Here is a 15,909-nt window from a genome sequence, read left to right as displayed (position 1 = left end):
GTATGGGGTAGGGAGACCCAGCTTAATGAGTTTAATGATGAAAAGTAGGGATATACGATTTTTTTTTCTAGGAGGGGGTTGAGGATGAGTGAGCACTCGATGTTGCGTTCTGCAATAAGTAGAACGGTGAACGGTTTGAATTCGTTGGGAAAAATAAGTGTTTTGACCTTGGCGGTTGCAGCGGCGCAACCGGCAGCGGCAGCGGTGACAGAAATTGCAGGCAGTGGTGATGCAATTCAGACGGTTGATGGGGCTGTGGCATTAGGTGCGTCAGTTAATGCACCCATTGATGTGGCGGTGGATTCGGTGGGTAACGTCTATTTTATTGAGACGGTTGCGGCGGGTCTTGATCCTTCTGCGCCAGGTCAAACGGCGCTGCGTAAGATTGATGCAGCGGGTGTGTTATCGACCGTAATGCTTGATGCTAACGCTGTGCCTGTAAGCATTATGCTGGATGGTGCGGATAATCTGTATGTTATTGATGCAGGTGCGTCTTGGGATTCAGCCACATTTACTACTGTGTTTCATGGTGTGTATAAATATGCGCCGACAGGTCAGCAGATAGCCAATTATCGTACTGGTTTTGTAATGTGTTCCTTAATCTTTGATGCCTCCAGTGCCAATGATATGGCTTTGGATGCGGCAGGAAACCTGTATGTTTCCAATGTCCGAGAGGGCTGTGTTGCTAAAATTGATGTGGCTGGTGTCGTAACTACGGCAGCTTCAGGGCTATTAGCACCATCAGGTGTTGCTATTGATGATGCCAATAATATGTATGTTGTTGAAACAACGCCAGATACTTCTTTTATTCGCAAAGTGACTGCGGCTGGGTCTTCAGTCATTGCATTTTCACCAGTGGGTGCATCAATAGATGCTAATACAGATCTAGAGTTAAATGCGGGCACCCTTTATTACAGTCGTGGTGGCGATGTAATGCAGATGAATCCAGCTACTGGATTTGCAGCTGCAACGGTTGTGGAAGCAATTCCTAATTTAGCCAATCCTGCACCAACTTTGGGTACTGCAACGGGGTTTGATATTGCGGCGGATGGTACGGTTCATATTGCTGATGCCGCGCAAAGTTATGTCTTTGCTCCGGCTGATATTACGCCACCTACCGGCAGCGTGACTGTTGATGCAGGTGCGACTCTGACCAACAGCACGACCATCAACGTAACAGCGACCTGTAACGATGCAGAGAGCGGTTGTGATGCAGCGGCCTTTACCTGCACCGTGGGTGCTTTGGCTCCGACTACTTTGGCGGCGTGTGCGTTGGATCCAGCGGTTCAAGGCATTCAAACGGTCACAGTGACTCTGGTCGATATGGCTGGTAACAGCTCGCGGGTAACCTCAAGCATCACATTGGATACTGTGGCTCCTGCGGCACCGCTTGTGAGCACCGCAGCTAACCTGCTTTCGGGTGCGGTTGTGACGATCACTGGCAGTGCCGAAGTTGGCAGTACGGTGTATGTAACGGTTGCCGGTTCCTTTGCGGCTGCTTTGGTGACCTCTGATGCGGCTGGCAATTGGACAACTGATCTGCTGGGACTGGCTGATGGAACTTACAGCGTGACGGCTACAGCAACGGATGTTGCAGGTAACCTTAGCGCGGTTTCTGCGGCAGCTACGGTTACGATTGCTCCTCCAGTTGTGGCAGCTCCAGTTGTGACAGCTCCAGTTGTGACAGCTCCAGTTGTGACAGCTCCAGTTGTGACAGCTCCAGTTGTGACAGCTCCGGTTGTGACTGCTGCTCCAGTTATTGAGTTGGATCGTCACGCCGAAGACGAAGACGAAGACGAAGATGATGACGAAGATGATGACGAAGATGATGACGAAGACGAAGACGATGACGAAGACGATGACGATGACGATGACGATGACGAGTAATCGTTTAAAGTTGTAGTTTGATGCAGCGGCTCTTACCTCTTTTAAGGTAAGACGTTCATCTAAGAAGACCCTCTGTTGAGGGTCTTTTTTTTCGCCTGAATTTTATGACTCGGGTTAGAATGGCTTTCATTTTTAGAGCCGATTAAAAAGGATTCTCCATGTCTGATGTGCTTTTGAGTCAAACCAGTGAGCAGACTGTGCCTCTGCATGTGGTATTTGCTGGTGATTACGACAGCTGGGTGGCGGCACAGCCCAAAGTGCGGCAACGGTGGTTGCTTAATTCGGCCTTTGAGCCGCGTTCTGGGCAATTTTCTCTGCTGTCTGATTCAGAAGGTGGGCTGGAAGCGGTGTTGGTCTGTTTGAACGATGATGCTGATTTTTGGGCGTTTGGCTCACTGTCGTTGTCTTTGCCTGAGGGGGTTTATGCGTTAGAGGCGAGTGTGAATGTACCTTTGGCAGAAAAGCTGGCCTTGAGTTGGGGGTTAGGGGCGTATCAATTTGATCGGTATCGTAAATTTGCTCGCCAACCTGCGCGATTGTTAATGAAACAAGGTGATTTGGCCGCAGTGCAGCAGCAGGTGGAGGCCACCTGTCTCTGTCGTGATCTGCTCAATACCCCCGCTCAAGACATGATGCCTGCTGACCTATCGGAGGTGATGCGCACGTTGGCTGGACAGTTTGGTGCTGAATTTTCCGAAGTGGTGGGTGAGCAGTTGTTGGAGAATAATTTTCCAGCCATTCATGCCGTGGGTCGGGCGAGTGTGTTTGAACCGCGTCTGTTGGATCTGAATTGGGGTGATGTGTCTCACCCCAAGGTGACCTTGGTGGGCAAAGGGGTCTGTTTTGACAGCGGTGGGCTGAACATCAAACCCGGGCAGTTTATGCGTTGGATGAAAAAGGACATGGGCGGTGGCGCGCATGTGCTGGCTCTGGCCTCGATGATTATGGCGGCTAAAGTGCCTGTGAGATTGCGAGTGTTGGTGCCTGCGGTAGAGAATGCTATTTCTGGAAATGCGTTTCGGCCTGGTGACGTATTGGCTTCTCGTAAGGGCTTAGGCATTGAGATTGATAACACCGATGCGGAAGGGCGTTTGGTGTTGTGTGATGCCTTGGCCTTGGCGGCGGAAGAGTCGCCGGAGCTGTTGCTCGATTTTGCTACGTTGACCGGTGCGGCACGGGTAGCGGTGGGGACGGAGGTGGCGGCCTTTTTTGCTACCAATGACGATACTGCCCAGCAGTTGATGAGTCTCTCTGCTGAGCTGCAAGACCCTACTTGGCGTTTGCCGTTGCATCAGGAGTACCGAGGGTTTATTGAGAGCAAAATTACCGATCTGCTTAATTCGGCTACGGTGCCTCAAGGTGGGGCGATTACCGCTGCGCTCTTTTTGCAGGCGTTTGTACCTGATGAAATCGAATGGTTGCACTTTGATGTCATGGCGTGGAACAACCGTCCTCGACCTGGGCGGCCTGAAGGCGGTGAGGCGATGGGCATTCGCACCGTGTTTGCCTATCTTCAGCAACGTTATACAAAGGCTGTTTGAGCCATGTTTAATGGGTGGAGTCAGGCGGTGGGTTGGCGCCAAAAAGTGCGGCTGAGCAAGCAGTTTATTGCTTTTGTGGGCTGTCGTTTTGGCGAAGATCGCTGTGTGCAGTACGCTTCGTCCTTGGCGTACACATCGCTGCTCTCTTTGGTGCCGTTAATGGCGGTGATTTTTACCGTGTTGGCGGCGTTTCCTGTTTTTGAACAGTTTAGTGGTGGTTTGCAAAGTTTTGTGTTTGAAAACTTTATGCCTTCTTCGGGTGAGGTGGTGCAGGGTTATTTGCAGACCTTTTCTGAAAAGGCATCGAGTTTGACTGCGGTGGGCATCATCGGTTTGGTGATGACGGCGTTGCTGTTAATGGCGGCGATTGATAAGGCGTTTAATAACATCTGGCGTACGCGGCGCAAACGCAGCACCTTAGGCAGTTTTATGGTCTATTGGGCGGTGCTGAGTTTGGGACCGATGTTGATGGGGGCGGGGTTGGCGCTCAGCTCTTATGTGGTCTCGATGCCGCTGTTTTCCGATGCGGCTAATTTGGGCAAAGGTTTTGGTCTGTTGAGAACGGTGCCGTTTATGCTCTCGGCGCTGGCCTTTACCTTGATTTACAGCATCGTGCCGCACTGTCGGGTGCCCTTTAAACATGCGTTGGCAGGCGGGGTGGTGGCGGCGTTGCTGTTTGAGGTGGCAAAAAAAGGCTTTGCGTTTTATGTGACCAATTTTCCTACTTATGAGGCGATTTACGGTGCTATGGCTTCGGTACCGATTTTTTTGGTTTGGATTTATTTATCGTGGATGGTGGCGTTGTTTGGTGCTGAGGTGACGCAGGCGTTCAGCAGTTTTCATACCTCTGCTGATGGTAAAGCCTCTTATGATGCTGATTTTCATTTGGCTTATCGCTGTTTGGGTCACCTTTGGTTGGCACAAAAGAGGGGTGAAAGCCTCTCTGAAAAAACCTTGTTGCAGCGTGAAGCGATCAGCCATGAGAATTTAGAGGTGCTGTTACGGCTGCTGGAAAAAGCCCGGTATGTGCATCGTACCGAAATGGGTGAGTGGCTTTTGGCGCGAGATTTGAGTCAGGTGACGTTGTTGGATCTGTACCAAGCGCACCGTTTTGTTTTGCCTGAGACAGAAGTAAAGGCAGCTTTATCGGTTGATGATGATTGGGATCAAAGTTTTTATTTACGTATGCAGAGCTTGCAGCCCTATTTGGGTGAAGCGATGTGTGACCCACTGAGTACTTTGTATGCTGAAAATTGCACGGTTGTGTGACCACAATCACGTTTAGCAGATTAAAAAAATTAAGTAATAAGGTTTTTAAATACTAATTATCTCTTTTTATTGAGATTTTTAATGTGTTTCGTTTCTGGGCTTTATCTTTCTTTGCTGGTATTTTAGTGATGTAAGGCCTAATTCTGCTGATGATAGGTGCATTTTAGCGCTTCAAATGACTGTTTTTAATGATTATTTTGTTTTTTTTTAGTGTGGCTGTTTTCCCTCCTAAACCATTGCATTTACTATTTTCTGATCGTGGTTAAATGCCTTAACAATACCTTAAGTCATTGAATTTGAAATATGTAGGATTACTTCTACTAATATATTTGGCAAGCAAGGCACAGATCCTGCTTTTACCTGTGTTGTTAGTAAAGTCACAGTAGTCGGGTTATCCGAAAATTATCAGACTGGTCGTGTACTATCGCGATCAGGAACTAAGTTTCCTATGCCACAGAGTGGCGAGATTGAGAAAAATTATGGACGTTTTAACTGCACGGTTTTTTCCTGGTTTGGAAAATGATTTAGATCAACCGTCTTACGCTGCACAAGAGACGGTAACCGGCTCATTACTCAATGTTGTTTTGCCACTCTTTGCAATTATGGTGTTGGTTGCTTTATGGTCGGTTTTTCTTTCCAGTGACCGGAGCCTTAAGGTGGCAAGCGTGCATTTGATGACGAGTTATCATAACGGTGAGATCCGGTTTAGTGACCCACGTCGTTTCGATCAGCGCCGAGTTGATGTGCGTCGTTTTGATCCACGCCGAGTTGATTATCGTCGTGTTGACAAGCGGCGCATTGATCCCCGCCGCTCCAGTCATCAAAGTGTGTTGCAGAGTTGGACATTTGCAGAGAATGTCAGTGACAAAACAGTGCGTCGCAACTTGGTGAAGTTGGATGTACTGGGTAAGGCCAAATTTAGTTTCAGTGATGATGTTGGTGAGCTGACCTTAACAAGACGTTGTGAGCAAAATTACGCCATTGATGACCAAATTTATTTGGTTGGTGTAAGTGACGTAAATCGTCTTGCTCTGAATATGCATCGTTCTTGACGGAGTGAGTTAACAGGGTAAACATCATTGGATACAGTTTCCACGCGACTTTGGGGCACATCATGTGCCCTTTTTTTTGCCCGCAATTTGTTGTTTTAACTGCTTGGGCTTAAAGAAACGTCATTCTACGCAGATAATTCCCCATATACTGTGATCTTATTCTAGAAGTTTCAGACTCTTTATTAATCCTTTTGTTTCTTTTTTCTTGAGTTTTTAACCCACTTCCTATTTTATCCTTGATTTTTGTAACAGGTTTTGACATAAAGTGTCTTGGTGCGCCTGTGATCAAAAATGGTGCGCTCTTGTTTTTTATTAAGATATTGATTTTCAAGGTATATTTTTTTACCTTGATCTTTTTTTATAACATTGGTGCTTATTGGCACTGAAAGGGGATGTTTGTGGAGGTTTTGCAGTCGGGTTCAAATGTGTTGTTTATTTTGATCGGTGCTGTGATGGTGCTGGCGATGCACGCCGGTTTTGCTTTTTTGGAAGTGGGGACAGTAAGAGAGAAGAATCAGGTCAATGCGTTGGTTAAGATCTTGATTGATTTTTGTGTTTCAACGATTGCTTATTTCTTTATCGGTTACAGCATCGCTTATGGGATCGACTTCTTTTCTGGGGTGGATGTTTTAGCCCAAACAAATGGTTACGAGCTGGTTAAGTTCTTCTTCCTGCTGACGTTTGCAGCAGCCATTCCAGCGATTATTTCAGGAGGTATTGCTGAGAGGGCTAAGTTTTATCCACAAGTGCTGGCTTCTTTCGTGATTGTCGCTCTGATCTATCCTACGTTTGAAGGTATGATTTGGAACGGTCAACTGGGCTTTCAAGCGTGGTTGGCATCTACGTTTGGAGCCGAGTTTCATGATTTTGCCGGTTCTGTGGTGGTGCATGCGATGGGGGGCTGGCTTGCCCTTGGTGCGGTCTTGATGTTGGGGGCACGTAAAGGGCGTTACACCAAGGAGGGTCTGGTGGTGGCTCACCCCCCTTCCAGTATTCCCTTTTTGGCTTTGGGGGACTGGGTACTTACCGTGGGTTGGTTTGGTTTTAATGTGATGTCTGCGCAGACCATTGATGCCGTGAGTGGTTTGGTGGCAGTGAATTCCTTGATGGCAATGGTGGGCGGCACTTTGGCCGCACTTGTGGCTGGTCGTAATGATCCGGGTTTTGTCCACAACGGGCCTTTGGCTGGTTTGGTCGCGGTCTGTGCAGGTTCAGATTTGATGCATCCCCTGGGCGCTTTGGCCACAGGTGTCGTTGCTGGTGGCTTGTTTGTTTGGAGCTTCACTTTGACTCAGAATCGTTGGAAAATCGATGATGTATTGGGTGTTTGGCCTCTGCATGGTTTGTGTGGTGTTTGGGGAGGTATTGCCGCTGGTATCTTTGGTTTAACGGCCTTAGGTGGAGCAGGTGGTGTGACCTTTATGTCTCAGCTGGTAGGAACGGTCGTTGGTGCTACGATTGCACTCGCTGGTGGGCTTGTGGTGTATGGCTTACTGAAAAAGACCATGGGTATTCGTATGTCAGAAGAGGAAGAGCATCAGGGCGCTGATTTGAGTATCCATAAGATCTCTGCTTCGCCTAAATACGACAGCTGAAGGTACGTGCTTTCTGTGAGACAGTTCAATGAAGATCAAATTTGAGGTGTAGAACTGATGAAAAGAGTGACCGCAATTATAAAACCGTACAAACTGGATGATGTGCGTGAGGCGCTTTCTGCTAACGGCGTTAATGGCATGACCGTGACGGAGGTCAAAGGTTTTGGTCGCCAGAAGGGGCATACAGAGCTTTATCGTGGAGCAGAGTATGTGATCGACTTTCTGCCAAAAATCAAGCTGGAGGTGGTGGTGGAAGACGCTCATGTCGAGGGCTGTATCGAGGCGATTTCAACGGCTGCCCGTACCGGCAAGATTGGTGATGGCAAAATATTTGTTGACAGTGTGGAACGTGCGGTACGCATTCGTACGGGAGAAGAGGGCGATCAGATACTTTAAATGCAATTGATTGCATCGTTTTGATTGAACAGAGCCTAGCTGAATGCTAGGCTTTTTTTTTCCTGGGAGAGAGCGGTAATGGTATGATTGCGCGGATTTGGCAGCGACTAAAGGGTACGGTTGCAGTGGAGAGGGTTGAAAGGGTGAAAAAAGCGCCAGTGGCAACTATTATTCCTCGTTCAGAGCACGGTGTCTCACGGAATAACATCAGTAAAAATGCGTTAAAAGTGCTCTATCGTCTTAATGATGCGGGTTTTCGAGCCTGTTTGGTCGGCGGCGGAGTACGTGATCTGCTGCTCGGCTTGAAACCTAAAGATTTTGATATTGCCACCAGCGCCAGTCCTGAAGAGGTTCGCGCGCTGTTTCGCAATTGTCGTTTGATTGGTCGCCGCTTTCGTCTGGCGCATGTGCTGTATGGGCGTGAAGTGATTGAAGTGGCCACCTTTCGTGCCAGTCATCGTGACGGTGAAGACGGTCGTACCGATGCCGGTGGCCGCATCATGCGCGATAACGTCTTTGGTGACATTGCTGAGGATGCCCTGCGCCGAGATTTCAGCGTTAACGCACTTTATTACGATATTAAAGACTATTCTATTCACGATTACGCCGGTGGCATGGCTGATGTGTCTGCGCGTCTCTTGCGTCTGATTGGCGATCCGGTGACCCGTTATAAAGAAGATCCCGTGCGGATGTTACGCGCGGTACGCTTTGCGGCTAAATTGGACTTTGAAATTGCCCCTGAAGCCAGCGATCCCATTGCTGATCTTGCTTCTGAATTGGGAGAGATTCCACCAGCGCGTCTGTTTGAAGAGGTGCTGAAGCTGTTTCACAGCGGTCATGCGGTGAAGAGTTTGGAGTTGTTGCACGACTATTATCTGTTGGATTATCTGTTTCCCCATGCGGCAAAAAAGCTGGGTGACGACGATGAGTCAACTTGGGATCTGCTGGAGCGGGGCTTGAATAACACCGATCAGCGCATTCGTGCAGGCAAATCGGTGACTCCGGCTTTTTATATGCCGTTTTTCTTTGGCCTGATGTCTCTGAGCGTTATGAGCTTTGGTTAGCAAAAGGTGAAGCGCCAATGGTGGCGATGCAGCGTGCCGGTGATGACGCTTTGGCGGTGCAATTGACACACACGTCATTGCCAAAACGGTTTTCTTTCCCAATGCGGGAAATTTGGATGATGCAAGGACGTTTGTTGACCTACACCGGCAAACGAGCCCTGCGTTTGCTGGAGCAGCCTCGTTTTCGTGCCGGTTACGATTTCCTTTGTCTGCGAGCTGAGTTGGATTCCTCGTTGCAAGAGCGCAGCGATTGGTGGACTCGTATTCAAGAGTTGCCCGCCGAGCAGCAAGAGGAGATGGCGCGTCAGGCTCCCAAACCGGATCAGCCTCGAAAGCGTAAGCGGCGGCGAAAATACGCTAAAAAGTCTGACAGTGAGCAGTAATGGTTGAGTGTTACATTGCCTTGGGCAGTAATTTAGAGCAACCCGCTCAACAGTTATTGCGCGCCATCGAAGTTTTAAAGCGGCTGCCAGAGAGTCGTTTTATTGCCGCATCCTCTTTCTATGGCAGTGTGCCGATGGGGCCACAAGATCAACCGAATTACGTCAATGCCGTGGTGAATATTGAGACCGCTCTTGCTCCGCTGGCGTTGCTGGATCAGCTGCAAGCCATTGAGGTGAACTTTGGGCGATTGAAGGGCGAACGCTGGGGAGCACGGGTTTTAGATCTGGATCTGCTGTTGTATGGAGGTCAGATCATTGATCATCCGCGTCTGCAGGTGCCTCACGTCGGTATCGCGCAGCGAGCGTTTGTGCTGTTGCCGTTGTCTGAGATTGTGGATGAGCTGTTTATTCCAAAACAGGGCTGCCTTACAGACCTGCTACTGAAGATAGAAAAAGAGACGTTGTGGCGTTTGCCAGATGAGAGTGATGAGGTGCAAAGGGCGTGAGTGCAGAAAAAAAACCACAAAAAATGAGCGTAACTCGTCTGCAAGCGATGAAACAGGCCGGTGAAAAAATCGCCTGTTTGACCGCCTATGATGCCAGTTTTGCCAAAATTTTGGATCAGGCGGGTGTGGATCTGGTTTTGGTCGGTGATTCTCTCGGCATGGTGATTCAAGGTCATGAAACCACGTTGCCCGTGACGATGGATGAGACGGTTTATCATGCACAGGCGGTGCGCAGAGGGCTGTCACAGGCGTTGTTGGTGGTGGATCTGCCCTTTATGAGCTACGTCGATCCAATGAGTGCGTTGCACAACGCCGGTCGTCTGTTGAAAGAGAGTGGCGCGCAGATGGTGAAGCTGGAAGGCGGTGCCAGTCAGGTGCAGACCGTGAAATTGCTGGCGCAAAAGGGCATTCCGGTCTGCGCGCATTTGGGGCTTCAGCCTCAAGCAGTGCATAAATTGGGCGGTTATCGGCTGCAAGGCAAAGATGATCAGAGTGCGGCGATTTTATTAAAAGACGCGGTGTTGCTGGCGGAGGCCGGTGCGGATCTATTGATATTGGAGTGTGTTCCCGAGTTGTTGGCCAGCGAAATTACAGCCAATGTGGATATTCCGGTGATTGGTATCGGAGCCGGTGTTGGAGTGGATGGCCAAATTTTGGTGCTTTACGATTTGTTGGGTTTGAGTCACAACGCGCCACGTTTCAGTAAAAATTTCCTCTTGGGACACGATTCGATTCAAGCTGCGATTGCGGCCTACGTTGCAGCGGTCAAAGTGGGCTCTTTTCCCGCACCTGAACAGGTTTTAGCCTGATGCTGATGACGTTCGCCGATGACATTGAGGATCTGCGTGAGCAGGTATCGGAGTGGCGCAGTGATGGGGAGTCCATTGCACTGGTGGCGACGATGGGTAATTTGCACGCGGGGCATCTGAGTTTGGTGGCCGAGGCAAAAAAACAGGCGTTTCGAGTGGTGGTGAGTATTTTTGTTAATCCACTGCAATTTGGCGCGGATGAGGATCTGGCAGCCTATCCTCGAACCTTGTTGGCTGATCTAGAGCGGCTAGAAGAGGCGCGGGTGGATCTGGTGTTTATGCCAACGAATGAGGTGATCTACCCGCGTGGGGCTGAATCAAGCACACAAGTACAGGTGCCGGAGAGGCTGACGGAGCAGCTCTGTGGTGTGCATCGGCCTGGCCATTTTGTTGGTGTGGCCACGGTGGTGAGTAAGCTGTTTAACTTGGTGCAGCCGCAGGTGGCGTTGTTTGGCCAGAAGGATTATCAGCAACTGTTGGTGATTCGCAGGCTTTGTGACGATCTTAATTATCCCATTGAGGTTGTTTCGGTGCCGACGCAGCGGGAAAGCGACGGTTTGGCCATGAGTTCGCGTAACGGCTATTTAAGCTCGGATGAACGTGCAAGAGCGCCTCTGTTGTATCAGAAGCTTACGCGTTTGGCGAAGACCTTACTTAAGTGTGAGATGGATCGAGAGACGGCTTTGCGGCAGACGGTGGAGGCTCTCAATGAGGCTGGTTTGCGGGTGGAGTATTTGGCTGTTCGCAGCGCTGCCGATTTATCAGAGGTGGCGCTGAGTTCCGACCCATTGAGCTGGGTGTTGTTGGTGGCGGTGCAATTAGAACGAACGCGATTGATTGATAATCTGATTCTAGCTGAGGTTGACATGCATCAAGAGCATTGATGCGGTGGTCATTATCTTTCATAATTGTCACCTCGGTTGTTGAGTTTTATTCCCCTTTGAAGAAGAGTTAAAGAGTCATGCAGGTCACGATGTTAAAGGCAAAATTGCACAAAGTGCGTGTTACTCAAGTGGAGCTGGAGTATGAAGGCTCTTGTGCGATTGATGCGGATTTATTGGATGCGTCGGGTATTTTGGAATACGAACAGATCCAGATTTACAACGTTGATAATGGCGAGCGTTTTACCACTTATGTGATTCGGGGTGAAGCGGGTTCGGGGATGATTTCGGTGAACGGTGCAGCAGCGCATAAAGCCAACCCAAATGACAGGGTCATTATCTGTGCGTATACACAGCTGTCTACTCAAGAAGCGAAGGCCTTTAAACCCCGTTTGATTTATGTCAATGAAGCCAATGAGATGGTACGCAGTGCCAATGCTATTCCGATGCAAGTGGCTTGAATTTTTTTGGATAAAATAAAAATACCAATGAATCAGGCTCCCTGCTAATTCGTTGGTAGCGATCAGAATCCTTCCTCTTCCTTGTGGCCAACCCGTTGCCGGTTTGGCTTACATCCTTATCGATAACGCCCCGCTATTCTAAGTCAACGGCCTTCACAAAACAGGCAGTGCCGTCTGCTATTTCGCTACTTTTGTCTTTTCCTTCACAGTTTTATCGGTAAGTTTGTTTTACTCTAGCCCGAAAGATGCAGCAAAAACCGTTGCGGATCTTTTAAACCGATGGGCGGTTTAGGGTCGTGTAGGAGAAAATAATGTTTGATGTCATTATCCACTTTTTTCAAACCGGTGGACTGTTTATGTACCCGATCATGCTGGTAATGGCGGTGGGGACGGCAATTGCGGTAGAGCGTTATCTTTATCTGGATCGCGCCAAAGGTCGCAATCGTCAGGATTGGGGGCTGTTGCAACCGGTCTTGGAGCAGGGCAAATACAAAGAAGCCTTGAAGGTGGCGGACAATTCTCAAACGGCCTTGGCAAAAATTTTGGGTTACGGTCTGAGTCGGATTAGCACAGCACGGCATCGGGAAGACATTGAGCTGGCGATGGAAGAGGGTTTGATGGAGGTGATGCCGCAGTTGGAGAGGCGCACTCATTATCTGGCTACACTGGCCAATATTGCGACTTTGCTGGGTCTGTTGGGTACGATTATCGGTTTGATCGAAGCCTTTACTGCGGTGGCCAACGCCAATCCGGCGGAAAAAGCCGACCTGCTTTCGGCCAGTATCTCGGTGGCCATGAACACCACGGCTCTTGGGTTAATGGTGGGCATTCCGCTGTTGTTGGCGCACGCTTTTTTGCAGACCAAAACCACGGAGTTGGTGGACAGTTTGGAGATGGCGGCGGTGCGCTTGGTGAACGTCATTACCTTGCGTGCCGGTCGTAAACGTAAAACCCGTACTCAAGCAGGCCCGAATGAGACCCAAGGAATACAGCTCTAATGCGTCGGCATCAGCGTCGAGCTCAGCGTCGTAAAGAGGCGGAGGAGCTGAACATTACCGCGTTTATGAATTTGATGGTGGTGCTGGTGCCTTTTTTATTGATTACCGCTGTTTTTTCTCGCATCACCATTTTGGAATTGAATCTGCCCAGTAAAACAGCGGCGGCAGAAGATGCCAAGGAGTGGGTTTTGCAGTTGGTGGTGCGACCCAACAATTTGACTGTGGTTGGCCAAAATCAGCAGATCATCAAACAGTTGCGTTGGTCTGATGAGAAGGTGTTGCAGCGTTTGTCAGGGGTGTTGCAACAGGTTAAGTCTCGTTATCCAGAGAAAAAATCCGTGTCGATTTTGCTGGCCGAATCGGTCTCTTATGAGCGTTTGGTTGCGTTGATGGATCAAGTTCGGGCAGCCGAAGTGGTGCAGGTGGGGGGCAGTGTGATGCTGGAGCTGTTTCCGCAGATCTCTCTGGGTGATGCACCTCTGGCTGGAATGGGTCAATGAAGCTCTCTCGTCGGGCGCGTCGTATGCAGCGGCATCACACGCGAGCGAAAAACAGCGTCGGTTTCAATTTGGTTTCTTTGATGGATATTTTTACCATTTTGGTCTTTTTTCTGCTGGTGAACTCTTCCAGTGAACAGGTCTTGCCTAACTTAAAAGTCTTGCAGTTGCCAGAATCGGTGGCTGAGCAGAAACCTCGTCAGGTATTACGTGTGATGGTGACGCAGACAGAGATTTTATTGCAAGATCGAAATATCATCACGCTTGAGCGGGTGAAACGCAGTGGGAAACAGGCCATTCCTGAGTTGGTTTTTGCATTGCAGAACCAAAAAAAACGACGTGTGCTGAAAGAAGACAGTGAAACAGAGGGACGAGAGATTATGATTATGGCGGATAAGGACATTCCCTATAAGTTGTTGAAAAAAGTGATGCGCAGTTGCAGTCAAGCGGGGTTCAGTAAAATCTCGCTGCCCGTTTTGCAAAAGGCGAGGGGGTAAATCATGAGTGTTTATGCAACGCCCGATCTGCCGTGGAGTGATTCTGAAGAAGAGACGCGGCGCTTTAAAAAAATTGTTCGCATCAGTTTTGCTGTTTTTTTCTTTTTGGGTCTATTGATTCCTTTGGTTAACTTGCCCGAAATTAAACAAGAGAAAAAAAATATGTTACCTCCCGTCGTGGTGCAGATGCTGCTAAAAGAGCGTGCAGTTACACCGCCGGTGGTTAGCAATAAAAAACCAGTGCTAAAAAAGGTAACTAAAGCCAAAAAGAGGCTTGTAAAACGTCAAACTAAAGCCATCCGTAAAATAAAACGTGTAGTAAAACCACGCCAAAGTGTTACGCGCCCCGTTCAAACGGCTCGTCAACGGGCGGCCAGTGTGGGGCTGTTTTCTGATGCCCGTGCTTTACACGATCTTGGACGGCCTCAGCTGAATTCACTTAACTCACCACAACGTTTATCCCATGGAGCGATAAGCAGCAGCCGAGGTTCGTCACGGGGTGTGCTTACTTCTGCGGTGGGGCGTGGCAGTGGTGGTATGCAAAACGTCTCCTTTAGTCGTGAGGCCGGAAATTCGAGTTTGCGTGATGCTGGGGTACGGCGAGTCGGCAGCCGTTTGGCTCGTGCGGAAGGGGCATCGGTGAGCCGTGCTGGCAGGCAAGGTGGGCGCAATGTGGATGCGATTCGACGCAGTTTGGATCGAAATAAAGGTTCGTTGGAGTCGCTTTACAATCGTGCCACCCGTAAAGACCCATCGTTGCAGGGCAGGGTGGTGTTTGAGTTGACGATTTCTGCGGCGGGTAAGGTGATTCGCTGTAAAATTCTCTCCAGTGAGTTGTCTGATCGGCGTTTGCAGCGTAAATTGGTGGCGCGTTTGAAGATGATCAATTTTGGACGCGAGCCGGTTTCGGTGACAACGGTCAGCCATACCATTGATTTTTTCCCAGCATAATTTGAATGTGAACTCTTATGTTATTTATCTCACATCATGTGGTTATTCCCAGCTCTGAAATTGAGTTGCAGGCGATTCGTGCTCAAGGGGCGGGTGGCCAAAATGTGAATAAGGTCTCCTCGGCGGTGCATCTTAGGTTTGATATTCGAGCCTCTTCGTTGCCTGAGTTTTACAAAGAAAAATTGCTTAATTTAAATGATCATCGCATCAATAAAGAAGGTGTGGTGGTGATCAAAGCACAGATCCATCGCAGCCAAGATAAAAACCGTACGGAAGCGTTGATGCGCTTGCAAACGTTAATTAAAGCGGTGACGGTGGTGCAAAAAACACGTCGTGCCACCAAACCGAGCAAGGGTGCAAAAGTTCGGCGTATGGAGAGCAAAACCAAGCGTGGGCGGCTCAAGACGCTGCGAGGTAAGGTGAAGGAGTATTGAGGTGTGGTGGCGGGACGTGTGAATTGTGCTTGCCATTCTGTGACCTTTGACGTTCAATAGCTCACCTACAGCAGAGAAAGTGAGTTTCTTTTGACCACCTTACAGCACCTCTTGAACCGCAACCTTGAATGGGCCACCTCGGTTACGGACAAAGATCCCCATTTTTTTTCTACTCTGTCTAAGCAGCAAGCTCCCGAATACCTTTGGATCGGTTGTTCGGACAGCCGTGTGCCTGCCAATCAAATTGTCTCGTTGCCACCGGGTGAAGTGTTTGTGCATCGCAACATTGCCAATGTGGTGGTGCATACGGATTTGAACTGCTTGTCGGTGATTCACTACGCAGTGGAAGTGTTAAAAGTGAAGCACATTATCGTCTGTGGTCACTACGGTTGTGGTGGGGTAGCGGCTTCGCAAGAGAGCTGTGACCACGGCTTGATTGATAACTGGTTGCGTCACATTCAAGACGTGGCACGGTTTAATGAAGGTGAACTGAAAGGCTTGCAAGGCAAGGAAAAATTGGATCGACTGTGCGAGTTGAACGTTATGGAACAGGTGAAAAACGTTTGTCATACCACAGTGGTAAAAAAAGCGTGGCGGGCAGGTTACGAGCTGGCGGTACACGGTTGGGTTTACGATATTCATAATGGCATTATTAAGGATCTAGAGACTTCGGTCTCGGAGTTATAAA

At 49.1% G+C, this 15,909-nt stretch carries 18 protein-coding genes; all 18 read left to right on the top strand.

Annotated features, from left to right (window positions below; all coding sequences use genetic code 11):
• Window positions 1-84: 84 nt before the first annotated feature.
• The 18 genes from Q9O24_10305 to can all read left to right on the top strand — a co-directional run bounded on the left by Q9O24_10305 (window position 85) and on the right by can (window position 15,908).
• Entirely contained in the window at window positions 85-1,887 is a 1,803-nt protein-coding gene (locus Q9O24_10305) for an Ig-like domain-containing protein (GenBank protein ID MDQ7075518.1), read from the top strand.
• Window positions 1,888-2,045: 158 nt separating this feature from the next.
• Window positions 2,046-3,428, top strand: a complete 1,383-nt coding sequence (locus Q9O24_10300) for a leucyl aminopeptidase family protein (GenBank protein ID MDQ7075517.1) — start codon at window positions 2,046-2,048, stop codon at window positions 3,426-3,428.
• A gap of 3 nt (window positions 3,429-3,431) precedes the next feature.
• On the top strand, window positions 3,432-4,697 hold the full coding sequence (locus Q9O24_10295) for a virulence factor BrkB family protein (GenBank protein MDQ7075516.1): 1,266 nt from the start codon (window positions 3,432-3,434) through the stop codon (window positions 4,695-4,697).
• Between the two features lie 479 nt (window positions 4,698-5,176).
• Complete coding sequence (locus Q9O24_10290) at window positions 5,177-5,749, top strand: hypothetical protein (protein MDQ7075515.1); 573 nt, start codon at window positions 5,177-5,179, stop codon at window positions 5,747-5,749.
• Between the two features lie 398 nt (window positions 5,750-6,147).
• Window positions 6,148-7,344, top strand: a complete 1,197-nt coding sequence (locus Q9O24_10285; protein MDQ7075514.1) for an ammonium transporter — start codon at window positions 6,148-6,150, stop codon at window positions 7,342-7,344.
• 57 nt (window positions 7,345-7,401) lie between these two features.
• On the top strand, window positions 7,402-7,740 hold the full coding sequence (locus Q9O24_10280) for a P-II family nitrogen regulator (GenBank protein ID MDQ7075513.1): 339 nt from the start codon (window positions 7,402-7,404) through the stop codon (window positions 7,738-7,740).
• Window positions 7,741-7,823: 83 nt separating this feature from the next.
• Complete coding sequence (pcnB, locus tag Q9O24_10275) at window positions 7,824-8,804, top strand: polynucleotide adenylyltransferase PcnB (GenBank protein MDQ7075512.1); 981 nt, start codon at window positions 7,824-7,826, stop codon at window positions 8,802-8,804.
• A gap of 17 nt (window positions 8,805-8,821) precedes the next feature.
• Window positions 8,822-9,187, top strand: coding sequence for a hypothetical protein (locus Q9O24_10270; GenBank protein MDQ7075511.1), 366 nt, complete (start codon window positions 8,822-8,824; stop codon window positions 9,185-9,187).
• Entirely contained in the window at window positions 9,187-9,693 is a 507-nt protein-coding gene (gene folK / locus Q9O24_10265) for a 2-amino-4-hydroxy-6-hydroxymethyldihydropteridine diphosphokinase (GenBank protein ID MDQ7075510.1), read from the top strand. The genes Q9O24_10270 and folK overlap by 1 nt, the downstream gene beginning before the upstream one ends.
• A complete protein-coding gene (gene panB / locus Q9O24_10260) occupies window positions 9,690-10,502 on the top strand; it encodes a 3-methyl-2-oxobutanoate hydroxymethyltransferase (protein MDQ7075509.1) in 813 nt (270 codons plus the stop codon). The genes folK and panB overlap by 4 nt, the downstream gene beginning before the upstream one ends.
• A 5-nt stretch (window positions 10,503-10,507) precedes the next feature.
• Window positions 10,508-11,386 (top strand): pantoate--beta-alanine ligase, encoded by an 879-nt coding sequence (gene panC / locus Q9O24_10255; protein MDQ7075508.1) that lies wholly within the window; start codon window positions 10,508-10,510, stop codon window positions 11,384-11,386.
• A 77-nt stretch (window positions 11,387-11,463) separates the two neighbouring features.
• The gene (locus Q9O24_10250) at window positions 11,464-11,844 is read left to right on the top strand and encodes an aspartate 1-decarboxylase (protein MDQ7075507.1); all 381 of its coding nucleotides are present in this window, start codon (window positions 11,464-11,466) and stop codon (window positions 11,842-11,844) included.
• Between the two features lie 311 nt (window positions 11,845-12,155).
• Window positions 12,156-12,842: a MotA/TolQ/ExbB proton channel family protein gene (locus Q9O24_10245; GenBank protein MDQ7075506.1), complete on the top strand. Its 687-nt coding sequence runs from the start codon at window positions 12,156-12,158 to the stop codon at window positions 12,840-12,842.
• The gene (locus tag Q9O24_10240; protein MDQ7075505.1) at window positions 12,842-13,342 is read left to right on the top strand and encodes a biopolymer transporter ExbD; all 501 of its coding nucleotides are present in this window, start codon (window positions 12,842-12,844) and stop codon (window positions 13,340-13,342) included. The genes Q9O24_10245 and Q9O24_10240 overlap by 1 nt, the downstream gene beginning before the upstream one ends.
• Window positions 13,339-13,836 carry a biopolymer transporter ExbD gene (locus tag Q9O24_10235; GenBank protein ID MDQ7075504.1) on the top strand — a complete coding sequence of 166 codons (498 nt, stop codon included), beginning with the start codon at window positions 13,339-13,341 and terminating at the stop codon, window positions 13,834-13,836. Before Q9O24_10240 ends, Q9O24_10235 begins: the two co-directional genes overlap by 4 nt.
• A 3-nt stretch (window positions 13,837-13,839) precedes the next feature.
• Window positions 13,840-14,787 (top strand): AgmX/PglI C-terminal domain-containing protein, encoded by a 948-nt coding sequence (locus tag Q9O24_10230; GenBank protein MDQ7075503.1) that lies wholly within the window; start codon window positions 13,840-13,842, stop codon window positions 14,785-14,787.
• Between the two features lie 17 nt (window positions 14,788-14,804).
• Window positions 14,805-15,221, top strand: coding sequence for an alternative ribosome rescue aminoacyl-tRNA hydrolase ArfB (gene arfB / locus Q9O24_10225; protein MDQ7075502.1), 417 nt, complete (start codon window positions 14,805-14,807; stop codon window positions 15,219-15,221).
• Window positions 15,222-15,311: 90 nt separating this feature from the next.
• On the top strand, window positions 15,312-15,908 hold the full coding sequence (gene can, locus Q9O24_10220; GenBank protein ID MDQ7075501.1) for a carbonate dehydratase: 597 nt from the start codon (window positions 15,312-15,314) through the stop codon (window positions 15,906-15,908).
• Window position 15,909: the final 1 nt, after the last annotated feature.

The sequence above is a fragment of the Gammaproteobacteria bacterium genome, from assembly GCA_030949385.1.
Taxonomy (GTDB): domain Bacteria; phylum Pseudomonadota; class Gammaproteobacteria; order JAUZRS01; family JAUZRS01; genus JAUZRS01.
This window is presented reverse-complemented; position numbering and strand designations above follow the sequence as displayed.

What these genes read in the sequence shown, in the direction of transcription:
- Q9O24_10270 (MDQ7075511.1), top strand. Translation starts at nt 8,822, where the DNA reads ATGGTGGCGATGCAGCGTGCCGGTGATGACGCTTTGGCGGTGCAATTG.
- Q9O24_10230 (MDQ7075503.1), top strand. Translation starts at nt 13,840, where the DNA reads ATGAGTGTTTATGCAACGCCCGATCTGCCGTGGAGTGATTCTGAAGAA.
- folK (MDQ7075510.1), top strand. Translation starts at nt 9,187, where the DNA reads ATGGTTGAGTGTTACATTGCCTTGGGCAGTAATTTAGAGCAACCCGCT.
- arfB (MDQ7075502.1), top strand. Translation starts at nt 14,805, where the DNA reads ATGTTATTTATCTCACATCATGTGGTTATTCCCAGCTCTGAAATTGAG.
- Q9O24_10240 (MDQ7075505.1), top strand. Translation starts at nt 12,842, where the DNA reads ATGCGTCGGCATCAGCGTCGAGCTCAGCGTCGTAAAGAGGCGGAGGAG.
- Q9O24_10245 (MDQ7075506.1), top strand. Translation starts at nt 12,156, where the DNA reads ATGTTTGATGTCATTATCCACTTTTTTCAAACCGGTGGACTGTTTATG.
- Q9O24_10290 (MDQ7075515.1), top strand. Translation starts at nt 5,177, where the DNA reads ATGGACGTTTTAACTGCACGGTTTTTTCCTGGTTTGGAAAATGATTTA.
- Q9O24_10295 (MDQ7075516.1), top strand. Translation starts at nt 3,432, where the DNA reads ATGTTTAATGGGTGGAGTCAGGCGGTGGGTTGGCGCCAAAAAGTGCGG.
- Q9O24_10305 (MDQ7075518.1), top strand. Translation starts at nt 85, where the DNA reads ATGAGTGAGCACTCGATGTTGCGTTCTGCAATAAGTAGAACGGTGAAC.
- panC (MDQ7075508.1), top strand. Translation starts at nt 10,508, where the DNA reads ATGACGTTCGCCGATGACATTGAGGATCTGCGTGAGCAGGTATCGGAG.
- pcnB (MDQ7075512.1), top strand. Translation starts at nt 7,824, where the DNA reads ATGATTGCGCGGATTTGGCAGCGACTAAAGGGTACGGTTGCAGTGGAG.
- Q9O24_10250 (MDQ7075507.1), top strand. Translation starts at nt 11,464, where the DNA reads ATGCAGGTCACGATGTTAAAGGCAAAATTGCACAAAGTGCGTGTTACT.
- Q9O24_10235 (MDQ7075504.1), top strand. Translation starts at nt 13,339, where the DNA reads ATGAAGCTCTCTCGTCGGGCGCGTCGTATGCAGCGGCATCACACGCGA.
- Q9O24_10280 (MDQ7075513.1), top strand. Translation starts at nt 7,402, where the DNA reads ATGAAAAGAGTGACCGCAATTATAAAACCGTACAAACTGGATGATGTG.
- Q9O24_10300 (MDQ7075517.1), top strand. Translation starts at nt 2,046, where the DNA reads ATGTCTGATGTGCTTTTGAGTCAAACCAGTGAGCAGACTGTGCCTCTG.